This window comes from Rhizobium acaciae, assembly GCF_025941625.1.
GTDB lineage: Bacteria > Pseudomonadota > Alphaproteobacteria > Rhizobiales > Rhizobiaceae > Rhizobium > Rhizobium acaciae.
The window spans coordinates 80,616-99,046 of the sequence record NZ_JAPCZO010000010.1; the positions used below are offsets into that span (position 1 = coordinate 80,616).

The window sequence follows — 18,431 nt, forward strand, 5'->3', positions numbered from 1 at the left end:
TCTGTTGCCGCCGGGAGGACGCACATGTTTTCTGAAACGCAAAGGCTCGCCGTGCCAGGGGCGTCGCTGGCCTATCACCATGCCGAGGCCATCACCCCTCCACGCGGCATCCTGTTGATATCGCATGGCTTGGCCGAACATTCGAAACGATACCGCGTCTTTGCCGAGGCGATGGCCGCGCGCGGTTATCATGTCTATGCCCATGATCATCGAGGCCACGGGGAGACGACGGCACCCGATGCGCCGATCGGCCGCTTTGCCCGGCGCAGCGGCGTCGAAAGGGTGATCGGCGACGTCATCGCCATGCGTGGCCATGCGGCCTCCCGCCATCCCGGCCTGCCGGTGATCCTTTTCGGCCATTCGATGGGCGGCCTCATCGCCCTCAATGCAGCCGTCACGGCTCCGGCCGACTTCGATGCCGTCGCCGTCTGGAATTCGAATTTCGCCGTCGGCCTTGCCGGCCGAGCCGCCCAGGCGATCCTGCTTGCCGAGCGCATGCTGAAGGGCTCCGACGTGCCGAGCGGCTTGCTGCCGAAGCTCACCTTCAGCACCTGGGGCAAATCCATTCCCGGCCGCCGCACCGAGTTCGACTGGCTGTCGCGCAGACCTGATGAAGTCGACAAATATGTCGCCGATCCGCTCTGCGGCTTTGACGCCTCGGTCTCTCTCTGGCTCGATCTCTTCGAACTGACCTTCCGCGCGCCGCAGAAAATCCACCTCGACCGGCTGCCGCGGGACATGCCGATCCATCTCGTCGGCGGCGGAGAAGACCCGGCGACGGAACGTGGAAAAGCCGTGCTCTGGCTGTCAAACCATTTGAAAGGCCAAGGTTTCTCCCGTATCAGCACTCAGATATATCAGGACATGCGGCACGAGACGCTGAATGAGATCGGCGCGGATGCGGCGATCGCGACCTTCGCGGACTGGTGCGACGGGCAGTCGCGAGATCCTGAGCGATCAATATCCTGAGTGACCAATATCCTGAGTACAGAGATTTCATCATGAACAGCACTTCCGCCCGCTCCGTTTCGTCCGCCTCCGACGTGACGATGGCGCTTGTGCTGATGTTTGTCTCGGTGATGTTCTCGCCGCTCATCGATATTTTCGCCAAGCTTGCCATCATCACAGTCCCGTCCGCGGAGATCACCGCCGGCCGCTTCGCCGTACAGGCGCTCTGCATGTTGCCGATTGTGATATGGCGGCGCAGCTTTGCCGATTTTTCCTGGCGCCAGAACCTGTTCCATGCCATCCGCGGCGCGATCATCACGATCTCGATGATCTCCTTCGTCACCACGCTGAAATACATGGCGGTCGCCGACGCGATTGCGATCTTCTTCGTCGAGCCGATCATGCTGACGATCCTCGGCGGTATCTTCCTGAAGGAGACGATCGGCTGGCGGCGCTATAGCGCCTGCGGCGTCGGCTTCTTCGGGGCGTTGCTGATCATTCAGCCGAGTTTCGAAGAAGTCGGCTACGTCGCGCTTCTGCCTGTCGTCAGCGCGCTCTGCATAGCCATCTTCGTGCTGATGACCCGCGTCCTCTCCCATAGGGAAGACCCTTGGGCGATGCAGTTCCAGATGAGCATCTGGGGCCTGCTCTTCTGCACCATCCTGCTTTTCCTGGGCCAGGGAACCGGCTCCGATCTCTTCGATCCGGTCATGCCGGATGGCCGCGCCTGGTTCTATGTCGCTGGCGTCGGCGCCATGGCCGCGATATCGGGCATCCTCGGCGTCTATGCCTATCGCGCAGCACCAGCCTCGACGCTCGCACCGCTGCAATATTTCGAGATCGTCTCGGCGACGATCTTCGCCTGGCTGGTCTTTGGCGACTTCCCGGATGCGGTCAAATGGCTCGGCATCATGATTATCATGGCGTCGGGCTTCTACATTGTCTGGCGCGAGCGCCGCTTTGCATCGAAACCGGTATCCGATACATCAGAGGCGACGCTGGCGCCCTAAATCTAAGAACGAGAGCCGGGAGGAACATGACGGAGACCGTGACGAAAAAACCGCCGCTTGCCGGCATCCGGGTGATCGAGCTTGCCCGTGTGCTCGCCGGCCCTTGGGCGGGACAGATGCTCGCCGATCTCGGCGCCGACGTCATCAAGGTCGAAAATCCCGACGGCGGCGACGATACGCGCCAGTGGGGGCCACCCTTCGTCGAGGGCGCCGACGGCGAGAATCTCTCGGCCGCCTATTACCACGCCGCCAATCGCGGCAAGCGCTCCGTCACGGCCGACCTGAAGAGCGCCGAAGGTCAGGATCTCGTCCGTAGCCTCGTCTCCACCGCCGATGTGGTCATCGAGAATTTCAAGCTCGGCGGCCTCGTCAAATACGGGCTCGATTATGACAGCCTGCGCAAGGTGAACCCGAAGCTCGTCTATTGCTCGATCACCGGCTTCGGCCAGAACGGCCCTTATGCCAGCCTCGCCGGCTACGATTACATCGTCCAGGGCATGTCCGGCTTCATGTCGATTACCGGGGAGCCGGGCGGCCAGCCGATGAAGGCAGGCGTCGCCATCGCCGATATCTTCACCGGCATTTATGCCGTCTCGGCGATCGAAGCCGCTCTGATCCATGCCCTGAAGACCGGTGAAGGCCAGTTGGTCGACATGGCCCTGCTCGATGTGCAATCGGCCGTGCTCGCCAATCAGAACATGAATTACCTGGTCTCCGGCGAGGCGCCGACCCGCCTCGGCAATGCCCATCCCAATATTTCGCCCTATGAGGTCGTGCCGACGGCGGATGGTTACCTCATTCTCGCGGTCGGAAACGACGGCCAGTTCCGCCGCCTCTGCGCCATCCTCGGCCTGGAGACCATCGCCAGCGACGAGCGTTTCGCCACCAACAAGGCCCGCGTCGGTAATCGCGGCGAAGTGCGCCGCCTCGTCTCCACCGAAACGCTGAAATGGCAGAAGGCGGATCTGCTGAAGGCCTGTGAAGAGAACGCGGTTCCATCAGGCGCAATCAACACGATCGAGGAAATGTTCGCCCATCCGCAGGTGCAGGCCCGCGGCCTGCGCATCGACCTTGCGGATGCCGCCGGAACGGTGATCCCCGGTGTCAGGACGCCTGTGGTGCTGTCGGAGACGCCGCTGCGTTATATCAGGCCGAGCCCGCGTCTCGGCGAACACCAGGCAGAAATTCTGGCGGAACTCGCCGAGCGCGAGAGGAAGGCATCGTCATGAAGAAGGCATCGTCATGAAAAAAACCGGCGGAGAACTGATCGTTGAGGCGCTGAAGGCGAACGGCGTCAAGCGCCTCTCATGCGTGCCCGGCGAGAGCTTCCTCGCCGTGCTCGACGCGTTGCGCGACAGCGATATCGACGTCCTCGTCTGCCGCCAGGAGGGCGGAGCTGCGATGATGGCGGATTGCTGGGGCCGGCTGACCGGCGAACCCGGCATCTGCATGGTGACCCGTGGCCCCGGCGCCACCAACGCCTCCGCCGGCCTGCATATCGCCAAGCAGGACTCGATCCCGATGATCCTGTTCATCGGCCAGGTGCAGCGCGAAGCGCGTGAGCGCGAGGCCTTCCAAGAGGTCGAGTTCCGCCGCGCCTTCACCGAATTCGCCAAATGGGTGGGCGAGATCGACGATGCGGCCCGCATTCCAGAGTTCGTCACCCGCGCCTTTGCGGTCGCAACCTCCGGCCGGCCCGGCCCGGTCGTGCTGACGCTGCCGGAGGACATGCTGCGCGACGAGGTCGAGGCACCCCGCGCCAGACACTATGCCAGTGTCGAGGCCCATCCCGGCCGCCGGCAGATCGACGATTTTTATCTCCGCCTGCTGAAAGCCGAGCGGCCGATGGTAATCCTTGGCGGCACGCGCTGGGATGCTGATGCCGTCGCCGATATTCAGAGCTTCGCCGAGCGTTTCCAGTTGCCCGTCGGCTGCTCCTTCCGCCGGCAGATGCTGTTCGATCATCTCCATCCCTGCTATGCTGGCGATGTCGGTATCGGCATCAATCCGGTGCTGGCAAAAGAGATCAAGGAGAGCGACCTGCTGATCCTGCTCGGCAGCCGCATGTCGGAAATGCCGTCCTCGTCCTATACGCTGATCGATATCCCCTACCCCCAGCAATCGCTGGTGCATATCTATCCCGACGCTTCCGAGCTCGGCCGCATCTACCGTCCGGATCTTGCCATCTGCGCAGCACCTGCCGATTTCGTGGCCGCCCTCGCCGATCTGGAAGCGCCGGCCGAACCGCTCTGGGCCGAGCGCACCGCGCGCCTGCACCAGGCCTATCTCGCCTGGTCGAAGCCGCCCTTGAGCGGACCGGGCGCCGTCCATATGGGGCCGATCATGGAATGGCTGGAGGCCAATACCGGGCAGGACGCGATCTTCACCAATGGTGCGGGCAACTACGCCACCTGGGTGCACCGCTTCCATCGTTTTCGCCGCTTCAACACCCAAGCCGCCCCCACCTCCGGCTCGATGGGTTACGGCCTGCCGGCCGCCGTCGCCGCCAAGCGGCTTTTTCCCGAGCGCGAGGTCATCTGCTTTGCCGGCGACGGCTGCTTCCTGATGCACGGCCAGGAATTCGCCACCGCCATCCGCTACGGCCTGCCGATCATCGCAATCGTCGTCAACAATGGCATCTACGGCACGATCCGCATGCATCAGGAGCGCGAGTATCCTGGCCGTGTCAGCAGCACGGATCTGACCAATCCCGACTTCGCGGCCCTTGCCCGCGCCTTTGGCGGCCACGGCGAGACGGTGGAAACCACGGCGGAATTCGCCCCGGCCTTCGAGCGGGCACGCACCAGCGGCAAGCCCGCAATCATCGAAATCAAACTCGATCCAGAGGCGATTACGCCGACGCGCACGCTCTCGGAAATCGCGCAAACAAAAAGCCGGTGAGTTTCCCCACCGGCTTTGACGAATAGCGCTGCCTCAACGTTAGTCGAGTGCGGCCGTGATGATGAACTCGACCTTGTATTTCGGCGCAGCGAGCTTGGCTTCGCTGGTGGCGCGGGCCGGCGGATTGGCCGGATCGATCCAGCCTTCCCAGACGGCGTTCATCTCGGCGAAATCGGCGATGTCGGCGAGGTAGATGATCGTCTGCAGGATCTTCGACTTGCTGCTGCCCGACGCAGCCAGCAGGCGGTCGACTTCGGCAAGCGAGGACTTGCACTGATCGGTGACGCTTTCGCCCTCGCCGACCTGGCCTGCGAGATAGACTGTATTGCCGTGAATGACGGCGCCGCTCATGCGCGAGCCGACGTCGATACGCTTGATGCTCATCATAGTCTCCTGAGTGAATGGAAGGTGGCGGCGCTGAGGTTCAACGCCGGAAAATGAGTACCCTGAACGGGCCTCAATTGCGGATATGGTGGGTCTTCTGGTAGATCGCCGTCGAGCGTGCGCCGGAACGGCAATAGCCAAGCATCGGCCGCGGGAATTCGTCGAGCGCGTCGACCATGCCCTGCACGGCTTCCTCGGTCACGCCCATCGGCCCAACCGGCACATGGGCGATATTCAGGCCGAGCTCCTTGGCGCGCGCCTCGATAACCGAGAACGACGTCTGGTCGGGACTTTCATGGTCGGGGCGGTGGCAGACGATCGATTTGAACCCCAGCGCCTTGATCTCGTCGAGCTCCTCAAGCGTGATCTGGCCCGAAACCGAATATTCATCGTCGATCTGGCGAATATCCATCGTCTTGTCTCCTCAAAAATCGTGGGCTGAAGGTCTACGACGGAGGTTTGCCAGCGTCAACAACACTTCGCTCACAGGAAGGCAAAGGTCAGCGCATAGCTGCGGCTCTCGCCGGGCGCCAGCATGTTGAACTCACCGGCTGCCTCTAGCTCGTCGCGCGATATCCACCGATGCGAAACCGGCTCGATGCCGATGATATGGGCCGGCGCCGTCTGGTTCCGCCAGACCTGCAGGTGGGGCAGTGTGTCGGCGCGGAAACGCACCCGCAGCGTCCTGCCGCCGATTGCGGCGATCGGTCCGAGGCGGATCTCCGCGAATCCCTCCTCTGTCGCCGGCGCCGCGACGCAGAAGATGCCGCCGGGCTCCTCGCCGAACGTCCAGGGGAAACCGCCCTTTTCCAGCATCCGGCCTTCGAGCCGCGTGCCCTCGTCCAGCCATTTGCCGCCGGTGTTCATGTGGTACATCAGGAAGGTCGGCACCGTCCGATCGCTCGTATTGACGACCCGGTCCTCGAGCCGCACTTCGCCGGTTGCCCCATCGATCCGCCACACCCGCTCGATGCGCTGCGGCAGTCCCTCGACGGTGGTGATGTCGATATCGGCCCGGCATTCGGCATTGCCGTTCTCGAACTTCGTCCACAGCACCTTCGCCGCATGACCGGAGGCCGATCCGTGCAGCGGATAGACCTTGCCGTCGTCCCGGCCGGGAATCGGTTGGCGGTGGCGGATATGGTCCGGCCCGCAGGTGAACAGGAAGCCTTCGAGCGAGTGATCGATTCGCGGATCTCCGTCGTCGGGAATGGCGCGTTTCGGCGCGATGTCGGCGCCTTCGACGATGCATCCGCCGATATCCAGCACCGATGTTTCGTCCAGCATCAGGCGCGGCCCGCTTGCGGCGGCAAATTCGATCATCACGGTCTCCTTGGGGAATTGTCGGCGGCCCCTTAGAGCGCCGAGCGTCCTTTCGGACGTACAAAGGACGCTCTAACACTTTGAATCGACGCACCATGCTTTGCGAAAAACGGAATCGATTTTCGGAAAACATGATGCGCTAGCGTTAGGTTTCGGGCCGCCATTCGTCAATCGGCGTCGCCCGTATCTTGCGTTTTTGCAGCAACCGTGAATTTTGCGGAACTGACACAAGGACGCAAACGTTTATGAGTAAAAGGAAATCTTAGTGATTTTCATATTTTGTTCAGCACGCTTTCATAAATTCCACACTAGCGTCAAAATTCGCAGGTGTGTGTCTGCCAGTCACTGATCGAGGTATGATACGTGGATCGCTTTTTGAAGTCGGCATTTTGTCTCGCGGCCGTCCTGGCTGCTCTTGCGGCTACAGCGCCGCAGGCAAGCGCGCAGCAGTTCCGCGATCGCCGCCAGAGCGATATCGTGCTTGTGACGCCGAGCGGTGAAATCCTCGACTATGTTCCAGCCGGCTATATCTACGCCCGCGACCGTAGCGGCAATCGCGTCTTGATCGACGACTATGGCAACGTCGTCGCCACCGAGATGCGCGCCCGCGGCTACTATCCGCCGCGGCCCGGCCCGCGCGAGGTCTATAACGACCAGTACGGCAACGACCCCTATTATTCCGACAACAATCCCTATGGCGATACGCGTTATTCCGAGCGCGGCGCTGTCACCGGCGGCATACCGCGAGATGCCGCGATCGAGCGCCGGCCGCTCGGTGACCAGCTCTATCCCGAGGATAACAGCATCGGCAATCCGCAGCCCGGCGACGATTATGCCTCGATCGATCCCGACCAGCAGATCCCGCCCGCCGATCAGCCGAAGGCCGCACCCGATGAACCTGTCATCACGCTGAACAACAAATCGAAGCCGGAGATCGTCGCTTTGCAGGTCTTCCTCGACCGCGCCGGCGCCTCCCCCGGCGTCATCGACGGCCATATGGGTTCGAACGTCACCAAGGCGATCTTAGCCTACGATCAGATGACCGGCTCGAAGCTCGACCCGAACAACACAGACGCCATTCTGGAAGAGCTGCGCATGACCGGCGGGCTGCCCGTCGTCAGCTATACAATCACGCCTGCCGATGCGGCCGGCCCCTTCGTCGCCGAGATTCCGGAAGACTATTCGCATAAGGCGCTGCTGCCGTCGCTGGCTTACACCTCGACCACCGAGATGCTGGCCGAGCGTTTCCACATGGATGAGGCTTTCCTCAAGGAGATGAACCCCGGCGCCGACTTCACCGTTCCCGGCACCGTCATCAAGGTCGTCAATCCGGGCGAGCCGAAGAGCGGCGCGGTCGCCCGCATCATCGCCGACAAGGGCCGTAAGCAGGTCTTCGCTTATGACGGCGCCGGCAATCTCCTCGCTGCCTATCCGGCGTCGATCGGCTCCACCGATACCCCCTCTCCGTCAGGCACGGTCAACGTCGAGCGCGTCGCCCTCAATCCCGGCTACACCTACAATCCGAAGATCAATTTCCAGCAGGGCGCCAATGACAAGATTCTCAACATCCCGCCCGGCCCCAACGGTCCCGTCGGCACCGTGTGGATGGCTCTCTCCAAGCCGACCTACGGCATCCATGGCACGCCCGAGCCCTCGAAGATCGGCCGCACTCAGAGCCACGGTTGTATCCGGCTGACCAACTGGGATGCCACCGAGCTTGCCAAGATGGTCAAGCCGGGAGTGACGGTCGAATTCGTCGACTGAAATCATTCTCACGATAACAACGACAAGGCCGCCGGAACGCTCCGGCGGCCTTGTCGTTTCAGGTGGGGATATATTCAGGCGGCGGAGCGGTCCATCGGGCTCGTCACGCGGGCGGATGCCGTCAGCCTCGCCGGCAGCTTGCGAATTATTTCTTCGGCAAAACAGGCAGCGTTTTCCCGGGCCTTGTCGAGATTGCTGACGCGTGTCGGATCGATCGTGTGCAACGTGCCGCCACAGTCGAAGATGTCGCGGAAGGCGGAGCGTTCGATGATAGCGGTATCGAGCACCGGCACATGCCGCTCGCTGAGCAGCGACTTGACGACTTGCAGCGCCCGCGTCGTCACCATCGAGTTGACGCGGGTGAGCACCACCGAATGTCCGATCTTGATGCCCGCCTTCTCATCCAGATACTGCAGCAGTTCGAGCACCTGCGCGCCGCCGCGTGCATCCATCGCACAGCCCTGGATCGGGATCAGCACATGGTCGGAAAGCCCGACGGCGGTGGCGAGCAGCGGATTGCGCGCACCCGGCAGGTCGACGATGAAATAGTCGGTATTGTGCTTGTTCTCGCTGATATGCAGCGGCAGCGACGCAGTCGTCACGAAATCGATCACCGAAACATTGGGCACATGGCCTGATATTTCGTGCCAGCGAGAAATCCAGTGCTGCGGGTCGGCGTCGAGAATGGTGACGCGATAACCTTTGCGGGCAAGCTCGGTCGCGAGCAAGAGAACAGCGGTCGTCTTGCCGGCGCCGCCCTTGGTATTTGCGAATGTGATGACAGGCATGTTCGGTCCTCGGAAGGAAATGGTGCGAGCCGATATCGCTCTCTTACGCACCGTCGGAGCATCGTGCGGTTAATCCATCCTTTCTAATCATGGTTAACAAATTGGAAACACGCGCGGCGAAATTGCAGCCGGTATTTTTCACATCCCTAAAACTAGGGATGTCGCGACAACGAAAAAAGCCCGGAAAACCGAGGTTCTCCAGGCCAGTCAGAAAGGTCCGCTCTTATGTTGTCAGAAGCAATCCCTGAAAAGGGCCTTGGTATTTTCGAGCGTCATTGCAACCGGGTTGCCGCCCGCGCTCGGATCTTCGATCGCCATGGCCGACAATTCGTCGATGCGGTCAGCCGCGATTCCCATTGCCGACAGCGTCTCCGGCACTCCGAGTTCGGAGCGGAGCTTCAGCACATAATCGTAGAACCCGTCGAAACCGCCCGAAATGCCGAGATAGGCGGCGGCGCGGCCGATCTTCTCCTCGATCGCCTTGCGGTTAAAGCGCAGCACCGCCGGCATCACCACCGCGTTGGTCATGCCGTGATGGGTGTTGTAGACGGCGCCGATCGGGTGCGACAGCGCGTGAATCGCGCCGAGCCCCTTCTGGAAGGCGACCGCCCCCATGGCGGCGGCGGCCATCATGTTGGCGCGAGCTTCCAGATCCGTGCCTTCCCTATAGGCGCGCGGCAGAAATTCCTTGACGAGCCGCATGCCTTCGAGCGCGATGCCGGCTGACATCGGGTGATAGAACGGAGAGGAATAGGCCTCCAGGCAATGGGCGAAGGCATCCATGCCTGTGCCGGCCGTGATGATCTTCGGCATGCCGACCGTCAGTTCCGGGTCTGAAATGACGACACCGGGCAGGAACTTCGGATGGAAAATGATCTTCTTCACATGCGTTTCGGAATTGGTGATGACACTGGCACGCCCGACTTCCGAACCGGTGCCTGCCGTCGTCGGCACCGCGACGATCGGGGCGATGCCCTCGAGGCTCGCACGCGTCCACCAGTCGCCGATATCTTCGAAGTCCCAGACCGGACGCGTCTGGCCGGCCATGAAGGCGACGCACTTGCCGAGATCGAGGCCGGAGCCGCCGCCGAAGGCGACGACGCCGTCATGGCCGCCGTCCTTGAAAGCCCTGACGCCGGCTTCGAGGTTCTTCTCGTTCGGGTTCGGATCGACATCGGCAAAGATCGCCCGGCCGAGACCGGCATCTTCGAGGATATCGAGCGCAGTCTTGGTGATTGCCATCGAGGCAAGGCCGCGGTCGGTGACGAGCAGCGGCTTCTTGATGCCGAGGCTCTTGCAGGCGTCGGCCAGTTCCGCGATGCGGCCCCGGCCGAGCTTGACCGATGTCGGATAGCTCCAGTTTGCGGTGATATTGCTGCTCATGCTGTGACTTTCTTCAGATGGAAGGATTTCGGGCGCGTCAGATTGTGGAAGCCGATGATCGACAGCGAGCCACCACGGCCGGTCTCCTTGACGCCGGTCCAGCAAAGCGCCGGGTCGAGATAGTCTGCGCGGTTCATGAATACGGTGCCGGTTTCGATCTCGCGGCCGAGCCGCCCTGCCCGCTCGGCATCCCTGGTCCAGAGCGAGGCCGTCAGCCCGTACTGGCTGTCGTTCATCAAAGCGAGCGCCTCCTCGTCGCTCTTCACCTTCATGATACCGACCGCCGGACCGAAAGTCTCTTCGCGCATGAAGGCCATCGAGTGGTCGACATCGACGAGGACCTGCGGCGCGAGATAGGCGCCGCCGTCATCCTGGGGGAAAAGCTTGGGATCGACAAGCGCTTTGGCCCCTTTGGAAACCGCATCGGCGATCTGCTCGCGCACCACCTTGGCGAAGCGCTTATGCGCCATCGGCCCGAGCGAAGTTTCCGGATCGAGCGGATTGCCGAGCTTGTAGTTCGATACCCAGGCAACCGATTTCTCGACGAAGGCGTCATAGAGCGATTCATGCACATAGATGCGCTCGATGCCGCAGCAGCACTGGCCGGAATTATAGGTCGCGCCATCCATCAGCGTGTCGACGGCCGCCTCGAGATCGGCGTCCTCCATGACATAACCCGGATCCTTGCCGCCAAGTTCGAGGCCGAGGCCGGTGAAGGTGCCGGCAGCCGCCCGCTCCATCGACCGACCGCCTTCGACCGATCCGGTGAAGTTGACGAAATTGAAGCTGCCGGCGGCAATCAGCGCCGACGTCGTTTCATGATCGAGGAAGACGTTCTGGAACACGTCTTCGGGAACGCCGGCCTCGATAAAGGCCTGCACCAGCCGCTCACCGACCAGCAGCGTCTGCGAGGCGTGTTTCAGCACCACGGTATTGCCGGCCATCAGCGCCGGCGCAATCGTATTGATCGCCGTCATATAGGGATAGTTCCACGGTGCGATGACGAAGACGACGCCATGGGCCTCGCGCTCGATGCGGCGCTCGAAACGCTCGCTCTCCTCGACGATAACAGGCGCCAGCGCATCCGCCGCGATCGAGGCCACATAGTTGGAGCGCTCGTTGAAACCCTTGTATTCGCCGCCATACTTGACCGGCCGGCCCATCTGCCAGGCAAGCTCCGGTACGACGACATCGGACATCTCGTTCAGCCGCGCGGCACCCTTCAGCACCAGTTGCACACGCTCTTCGAGCGGCCGCCTCGCCCAGCCCTTCTGCGCCTTGCGGGCACGCGCCACGACATCCTTGGCCGCATCGAGAGAAAGGGCTGCGCGCTCGGCATAGACCGAACCGTCAACCGGTGAAATGCATTGGATCATTGCCATGATCTGTTCCTGTCCTCGTATTCTTCAAAATTTGAGTGAGGCCGTGGCCCCTCATCCGCCTGCCTGCACTTCTCCCCGCTTGCGGGGAGAAGGGAATATGCAGCACCGTTTTCTTCGACCGCAAACCCCGCGCGGGGCACGTCCCCTTTCCCGTTCAAACGGGGAGAGGGCTAGGGTGACGGGCAAGCCGCCCGCAAATGCCTATTAAGCTCTTTCGAAACCACGCGCCACTTCCCAATCGGTGATGCGGCGGTCGTATTCTTCCTGCTCCCATTCGCCGGCGCGCGTATAGTGGTCGATCACTTCGTCGCCGAAGGCCTTGCGCAGCATCGCCGATTCCGTCATCGCCGCCGTCGCCGCGCGCAGCGTGCGCGGTATCTCGCGAACGCCCTTGCCGCCATAGGCGTCGCCGACGAAGGGCGCTTCGAGTTCGAGCTTGTTTTCGATGCCGTCAATGCCGGCGGCGAGCAGCGCGGCGAAGGCGAGATAGGGGTTGAGATCGGAACCGCCGACGCGGCACTCGATGCGGATCCCCTTGGTCTCCTCGCCGCAGAGCCGGTAGCCGGCGGTGCGGTTGTCCTTGCTCCAGATCGCCTTGGTCGGTGCAAATGTGCCGGCCATGAAGCGTTTGTAGGAATTGATATAAGGCGCCAGGAAATAGGTGATCTCGCTCGCATGGGCGAGAAGCCCGGCGACGTAGTTGTGCATCAGCGGCGACATGCCGTATTTGCCGGTATGGTCGAAGAACAGCGGCTTTTCCTCCAGGCTCCAGAGCGACTGGTGGATATGCGAGGAACTGCCCGCGGCATTGTAATTCCACTTGGCGAGGAATGTGATGGCCTTGCCCTTCGACCAGGCGATCTCCTTGCAGCCGTTCTTGATAATCGCGTGCCGGTCGGCCATGGCGAGCGCATCGGCGTAGCGCACGTTGATCTCCTCCTGGCCGGCCGAAGCCTCGCCCTTGGAGTTCTCGACCGGGATGCCGGCGCCCTGCAGCCCGGTGCGGATCGCCCGCATCACCTCTTCCTCCTTGGTGGTCTGGAAGATGTGGTAGTCCTCATTATAGGCGCTGGCGAGCTTCAGGTTGCGGTAGCCCGAGGCCTGCGCCGACTCGTAGGTCTGGTCGAATAGGAAGAATTCGAGCTCGGAGGCCATGTAGGCCTTCATACCCATGTCTTCCAGGCGCTTCACCTGCTTCTTCAGGATCGCGCGTGGAGAATGGGCGACCTCTTCATGCGTATGGTGGTCGAGCATGTCGCACAGCACCAGCGCCGTGCCTTCGAGCCAGGGAATGCGACGCAGCGTCGCAAGATCCGGCTTCATCGTATAGTCGCCGTAACCCTTCTCCCAGCTCGTCGCCTTGTAGCCGGAAACGGTCTCCATCTCCATGTCGGTGGCGATCAGGTAGTTGCAGCTATGCGTTTCCTTCCAGGCGCTCTCGACGAAATATTCTGCCTGGAACCGCTTGCCCATCAGCCGGCCCTGCATATCCACCTGGCAGGCCAGAACCGTGTCGATGCGCCCTTCGGCAACATCCTTCCTGAGATCGTCGATTGTGTAGCTGCTCATGATTGATCCGCCTGAATTGAATTGAGAAAATCGGGGCAACGAAATCGCATGCGCTCGGCCGGACTTTGCGGCCTGATGCCTTTTCGTTGAACCGGTGATGGGGCCGCAGGATGCGGCCCCGCCATTTGAGAGGGAAGCCTCGATGCTTAGTTTTCGGCGCTTTCGCCAACAGCTGCTTCGGCCGCAGCGATTTCGGCCTGGCGCTTCGCCACTTCGGCGCCGATCGGCGGCCCCTTGAAGCGCCGGCTCTCGAAGCCGAACCAGACGATCGCCGTCAGCAGGAGGAAGCCGACTGTAACGTAAAGCGCAGCACCGTTCGGCGGTTGGATTCCGAGAACGAAGATCAGGACCATCGCGATGATCGAGAGCACGGCAAAGAGCTTGAAGAGGCCTTCGCCGAGGTTCCACGGACCCATCTTGTCCCACTTGGACGTACCCCAGGCGAAGAGGCCGAGCGTGATCGGTATCGCAAAGGAGAAGAACAGGAAGATGACCGTGCACGAGACGACGATCGTGTAAACCGGCGTGTCGCCGATTTTCATGAAGTCGAGTGAAGTGAACCAAACGAACAGCACCGACAGAATGGAACCCGCCCAGATCGCGGCCACTGGAGTACGGTATTGCGGGCTGACCTTCGAAAGCGCCTTGGAGGCCGGAAGGCCACCGTCACGCGAGAAAGCGAAGATCATGCGGGAAACCGAGGTGACGGTCGCAAGGCCGCACAGCCACTGGCTGACGAGGATCGCGAGGTAGAGGATGTCCTTCACGGTCGCGTTGACCTGTGTGTCCATCGCCCAGAAGAACACGTTCCAACCCTGCTTTGCAGCATCGTCCATGTTTGGCAGCATGAGCACGAAGGAGCACAGCATGATGTAGCCGAAGAGTGCCGACCAGAGCACGGAGGAAACCATGCCGCGCGGAACGGAGTGCGCCGCCTTGACGGTTTCTTCCGACGTATGGGCCGAAGCGTCGTAGCCGGTGATGGTATATATCGGCAGCAGCAGGCCGAGCAGGAAAACCCAGCTGCCCGACGTCGTCGGCCAGACATTGCCGCCCGCTTCGCCGGAATAGTTGGCGAAGGCGAAGAGCCGGCTGAATTCATAAGATGGGGCCGACAACAGGCACACCGCCGCAAGCGCGATGGCGGTTGCGAAAATCAGGTAACCCGAGAAGTCCGTCAGCTTTGCGGTCAGCCCGATGCCCATATGGTTCACGAGCGCCTGCGCGCCGGTGATGATGACGAGGAAGACGATCCGCACCGTGATGGTGTCCGCCAGACCGAGGTAGCCCGTGCCGAAGGACCCCATGAAGAAATAATAGGTGCCGACATTAATGGCGCCGAGAACGGTGACGAGACCAAGCAAGTTGAACCAGGCGGTCAGCCAGCCGGTGAAGCGGTTGCCGAGGATCGAGCCCCAGTGATAGAGGCCGCCCGCCGTCGGATAGGCGGAACTGATCTGCGCCATGGCGACGGCGAAGACCAGCGAGATGAAGCAGCCGACCGGCCAGCCGATGCCGATAGCAGCTCCGCCGGCACCGGAGGTTGCCTGCGCCAGCGAATTGATGCCGCCGGAAAGGATGCAGATGATGGAGAATGAAACGGCGAAGTTCGAGAACGAGCTCATTCGCCGTTCGAGTTCCTGGGCATAGCCCATGGAATGCAGGATGTGCACATCCTGCTTCTTGTCCAGTTCGGTATAGTCCGACATGACTTCCCCCTGTTCACGATCGGCCGCGGAATTGCGGGCCGATTCAGTGCCAATTGCCCGCGACATTTGCGCCGTGCGGACGTTCGCAGCTAAACTGCTCCCTCGGGTCTTCTTTTTATTCAGCCCTCCAGAATTTGCTGGAGCAGCCCTTTCAAATAATCGGCCATGACCCCTTGGCCGATATCGTCTGTGATGAGGTCGTTGCGGACCTCGATCATCACATTGCGCAAGCCGTTCGAAAGCCCGTGCAGGATCAACGTGTGGGTCACGCCGTCCTCAGGCCCGTAAGGTTCGTTGCGTTCCGTTCTGTAAAGCGGCGCCGCGGCCGCTGCCTCCAGCATCCGGTCGGCGAACCGGCTGTCCTCATCGTGCAATATACCGAGTTCGACGGCGCGTTCGCGGCCGTGATAGACCGGCGTAAAGCTGTGCATCGTCACGATGATGCAGTCTTGCCCCCTCGCCCGGCGATCGCGGATCAGCCCGCGAATGGCGTCGTGGAAAGGCACGTAGAGTGCGTCGGTGCGCGCAAGCCGTTCTTCGGGGCTCAAATCCTTATTGCCGGGAATGTCGTAGATTTCACTGGTCTCCGGCATGGCGCCGGGTGAACCGGGCGGCCGATTGCAGTCGTAGATCAGCCGGGAGAACCGCTGGTAAACGAGCGTCGCGTCGAGCGCTTCCGATATGTTGCGGGCGACCGCAAGCGCGCCCGGGTCCCAGGCGATGTGACTGGAGAGCGCTTCGCTGGGCAGGCCGAGATCGCCGAAAAGGGCTGGAAGCGCATTCGAAGCGTGCTCGCAGACCAGAAGCACCGGGCTCCGGCCGTGGATACGTTCGATCCCGACGCAGTCACCGTCCGCTTCACTGAGGATTTTCGGCCGGGCCAGCACCAAAGGCGCCACTCCTTATCCCTTAACAAAATCTTGATGAAGAAAAGAATTCTTCAGGTTTCAACCGGTGTCAAGCATCCACTGAAAATTTCTTTTCATGACAGTGGTTGACATGGATTATGACAGCGTTGTTAACTTTGAGTGGGAAAGTGGCGCCAGACCATCCCGGGGAGCATAGTTACGTGACAGTTGCGTCGAAGACGGTTTCGGACGTCATACACTCGCATTTGGGGGTGTTGACGCGTGCCGAGAAGCAGTTGGCCGAAAGCCTACTCGACAATTATCCGGTTTCCGGCCTCGGCAGCATCACCACGATTGCCGAGAATGCCGGCGTCTCGACTCCGACCGTCGTGCGCATGGTGCAGAAGCTTGGCTTCAAGGGCTATCCGGACTTTCAGGCGCATCTGCATCAGGAAGTCGAGGCGACGATCTCGAACCCGATCGCCAAGCACGATCGCTGGGCGCAGAACGCACCAGGCACCCATATTCTCAACCGTTTCGCCGATGCCATCATGGGCAATCTGCGCCAGACGCTGACCGATCTCGACACCGCGACGTTCGACAGCGTCGCCGCGTCGCTCTCCGACCGCAAGCGCGGCCTTTATTTCGTCGGCGGCCGCATCACCGGCGCGCTTGCCGAATATTTCTTCACCCATATGCAGGTGATCCGGCCGGCAACGACGCTGCTATCGTCGAATTCCAGCAGCTGGCCGCAATATGTCCTCAACATGAATGCCGGCGACATCCTGATCATCTTCGACATCCGCCGCTATGAGCAGGAGATGGTGAGCCTTGCGACTGCCGCTCGGAAACGCGGCGCCGAAATCATCGTCTTCACCGACCAGTGGGGCTCGCCGGCCGCCAAGCTCGCCAGGCATGCCTTCCGCGTTCGGATCGAGGCGCCGTCGGCCTGGGATTCCTCCGTCGTCACCCTTTTCATCGTCGAAGCGCTGATCGAGGCCGTTCAGAATTCGACCTGGGATGAGACGAAGGAGCGCATGAAGACACTGGAAGGCCTGTTCGAGCAGACCAAGCTTTTCCGTAAACCGGGTTAGGAGGACAAGACTAAAACAGAAGAAAAACAATGGCGGATTTTTCGCGGAAACAGACGGTGTTGTCGCAAATAAAACATTTGTCGCAACCCCCGCTATTCACAGCAGAATTAACGTCATCGAACTGTCACACAAGCTTCATGTAATCTCATTAACAGCATCGCCAGACACTGAAAACCCGAAGGAGAACAACAGTGATCTCTAACATTTCTCGACTTCTGTCGCTTTCTACTGCGATGATCGTGGCTTCGACCGCGATTGCCGCCGCCGAGCCGAGCGCTGAACTTATCGCCGCCGCCAAAAAGGAAGGCAGCCTGACGACGATCGCTCTGCCGCACAGCTGGTGCGGCTATGGCGACGTCATTGCCGGCTTCAAGGCCAAGTACGGCCTCGAGGTCAACGAACTGAACCCGGATGCAAGTTCGGGCGACGAAATCGAAGCCATCAAGGCCAATAAGGGCAACACCGGCCCGCAGGCTCCCGACGTCATCGACGTCGGCCTCTCTTTCGGCCCGTCCGCCAAGAAAGACGGCCTGATCCAGCCTTATAAGGTCTCCACCTGGGATTCCATTCCTGACAGCGCCAAGGATGCTGAAGGCTACTGGTATGGCGACTATTATGGCGTTCTCGCGCTCCTGGTGAACAAGGATCTCGTCAAGGAATCGCCGACTGACTGGGCCGACCTGAAGAAGAGCGACTATGCAAACAGCGTCGCCCTCGCAGGCGATCCGCGCAGCGCCAACCAGGCTGTCCAGGGCGTCTATGCCGCTGGTCTTTCCGCATCCGGCGGCGACGCGGCCAAGGCAGGCGAAGAAGGCCTGAAGTTCTTCGCCGAGCTGAACAAGAGCGGCAATTTCGTGCCGGTCGTCGGCAAGGCTGCTCCCTTCGCGCAGGGCTCCACGCCAATCGTCATCGCCTGGGACTACAACGCTCTCTCGTGGGGCGAAGGCCTGAAGGGCAATCCTCCCTTCGAGGTCGTCGTTCCGAAGACCGGCGTCGTTGCCGGGGTCTACGTCCAGGCTATCTCAGCCTTCGCTCCGCACCCGAACGCTGCCAAGCTCTGGATGGAATACCTCTATTCCGACGAAGGTCAGCTCGGCTGGCTGAAGGGCTATTGCCACCCGATCCGCTTCAACGATCTTGCCAAGAACAACAAGATCCCGAAGGAACTGCTCGACAAGCTGCCGCCGGCAGCAGCCTATGAAAAGGCTGTCTTCCCGACGCTGGAAGAGCAGGCCGCCGGCAAGGAAACCATCACCAAGAACTGGGATTCCGTCGTCGGCGCCAACGTTCAGTAAACTTTGATCCGGCCTCCCCGCCGCAAGGCGGGG

General features: G+C 61.4%; 16 protein-coding genes. 7 read left to right on the forward strand and 9 right to left on the reverse strand.

Going from position 1 to position 18,431, the window contains the following annotated elements; genetic code table 11:
• The first annotated feature begins 24 nt into the window (after positions 1–24).
• The 4 genes from OLZ32_RS17155 to OLZ32_RS17170 are packed head-to-tail and all read left to right on the forward strand — an operon-like array spanning position 25 to position 4,859.
• On the forward strand, positions 25–969 hold the full coding sequence (locus OLZ32_RS17155) for an alpha/beta fold hydrolase (RefSeq protein WP_264399100.1): 945 nt from the start codon (positions 25–27) through the stop codon (positions 967–969).
• A gap of 32 nt (positions 970–1,001) precedes the next feature.
• Positions 1,002–1,958, forward strand: coding sequence for a DMT family transporter (locus OLZ32_RS17160; RefSeq protein WP_264421866.1), 957 nt, complete (start codon positions 1,002–1,004; stop codon positions 1,956–1,958).
• A 26-nt stretch (positions 1,959–1,984) separates the two neighbouring features.
• Positions 1,985–3,187: a CaiB/BaiF CoA transferase family protein gene (locus OLZ32_RS17165; protein WP_017988975.1), complete on the forward strand. Its 1,203-nt coding sequence runs from the start codon at positions 1,985–1,987 to the stop codon at positions 3,185–3,187.
• A 13-nt stretch (positions 3,188–3,200) separates the two neighbouring features.
• Entirely contained in the window at positions 3,201–4,859 is a 1,659-nt protein-coding gene (locus tag OLZ32_RS17170; RefSeq protein WP_264399098.1) for a thiamine pyrophosphate-binding protein, read from the forward strand.
• A gap of 39 nt (positions 4,860–4,898) precedes the next feature.
• Here the strand turns inward: OLZ32_RS17170 and OLZ32_RS17175 are convergent, their stop codons facing one another.
• The 3 genes from OLZ32_RS17175 to OLZ32_RS17185 form a co-directional block, all read right to left on the reverse strand.
• Positions 4,899–5,243 carry a RidA family protein gene (locus OLZ32_RS17175; protein WP_003541466.1) on the reverse strand — a complete coding sequence of 115 codons (345 nt, stop codon included), beginning with the start codon at positions 5,241–5,243 and terminating at the stop codon, positions 4,899–4,901.
• A 73-nt stretch (positions 5,244–5,316) separates the two neighbouring features.
• Entirely contained in the window at positions 5,317–5,655 is a 339-nt protein-coding gene (locus tag OLZ32_RS17180) for a TIGR01244 family sulfur transferase (protein ID WP_003541467.1), read from the reverse strand.
• Between the two features lie 71 nt (positions 5,656–5,726).
• Positions 5,727–6,566, reverse strand: a complete 840-nt coding sequence (locus OLZ32_RS17185) for an aldose 1-epimerase family protein (protein WP_003541468.1) — start codon at positions 6,564–6,566, stop codon at positions 5,727–5,729.
• Between the two features lie 363 nt (positions 6,567–6,929).
• Between OLZ32_RS17185 and OLZ32_RS17190 the strand changes: the two genes are divergently transcribed.
• Positions 6,930–8,330, forward strand: coding sequence for a L,D-transpeptidase family protein (locus OLZ32_RS17190; protein ID WP_264399096.1), 1,401 nt, complete (start codon positions 6,930–6,932; stop codon positions 8,328–8,330).
• Between the two features lie 74 nt (positions 8,331–8,404).
• On the opposite strand, the gene OLZ32_RS17195 is transcribed toward OLZ32_RS17190, so the two are convergent.
• From OLZ32_RS17195 to OLZ32_RS17220, 6 genes are all read right to left on the reverse strand, one after another.
• Positions 8,405–9,118: a ParA family protein gene (locus tag OLZ32_RS17195; protein ID WP_003541471.1), complete on the reverse strand. Its 714-nt coding sequence runs from the start codon at positions 9,116–9,118 to the stop codon at positions 8,405–8,407.
• Positions 9,119–9,349: 231 nt separating this feature from the next.
• On the reverse strand, positions 9,350–10,501 hold the full coding sequence (locus OLZ32_RS17200; RefSeq protein WP_003541473.1) for an iron-containing alcohol dehydrogenase: 1,152 nt from the start codon (positions 10,499–10,501) through the stop codon (positions 9,350–9,352).
• Positions 10,498–11,883, reverse strand: coding sequence for an aldehyde dehydrogenase family protein (locus OLZ32_RS17205; protein ID WP_264399095.1), 1,386 nt, complete (start codon positions 11,881–11,883; stop codon positions 10,498–10,500). The genes OLZ32_RS17200 and OLZ32_RS17205 overlap by 4 nt, the downstream gene beginning before the upstream one ends.
• A 204-nt stretch (positions 11,884–12,087) precedes the next feature.
• Positions 12,088–13,452, reverse strand: a complete 1,365-nt coding sequence (locus OLZ32_RS17210) for a glutamine synthetase family protein (RefSeq protein ID WP_264399094.1) — start codon at positions 13,450–13,452, stop codon at positions 12,088–12,090.
• Positions 13,453–13,598: 146 nt separating this feature from the next.
• A complete protein-coding gene (locus OLZ32_RS17215) occupies positions 13,599–15,161 on the reverse strand; it encodes an amino acid permease (protein WP_264399093.1) in 1,563 nt (520 codons plus the stop codon).
• A gap of 119 nt (positions 15,162–15,280) precedes the next feature.
• Positions 15,281–16,051 carry an N-formylglutamate amidohydrolase gene (locus OLZ32_RS17220; RefSeq protein ID WP_264421919.1) on the reverse strand — a complete coding sequence of 257 codons (771 nt, stop codon included), beginning with the start codon at positions 16,049–16,051 and terminating at the stop codon, positions 15,281–15,283.
• A gap of 179 nt (positions 16,052–16,230) precedes the next feature.
• Here OLZ32_RS17220 and OLZ32_RS17225 point away from each other — a divergent pair, with 179 nt between their 5' ends.
• Entirely contained in the window at positions 16,231–17,103 is an 873-nt protein-coding gene (locus OLZ32_RS17225; protein WP_264399092.1) for a MurR/RpiR family transcriptional regulator, read from the forward strand.
• Between the two features lie 191 nt (positions 17,104–17,294).
• On the forward strand, positions 17,295–18,398 hold the full coding sequence (locus OLZ32_RS17230) for an ABC transporter substrate-binding protein (RefSeq protein ID WP_011652839.1): 1,104 nt from the start codon (positions 17,295–17,297) through the stop codon (positions 18,396–18,398).
• The last annotated feature ends 33 nt before the right edge of the window (positions 18,399–18,431 follow it).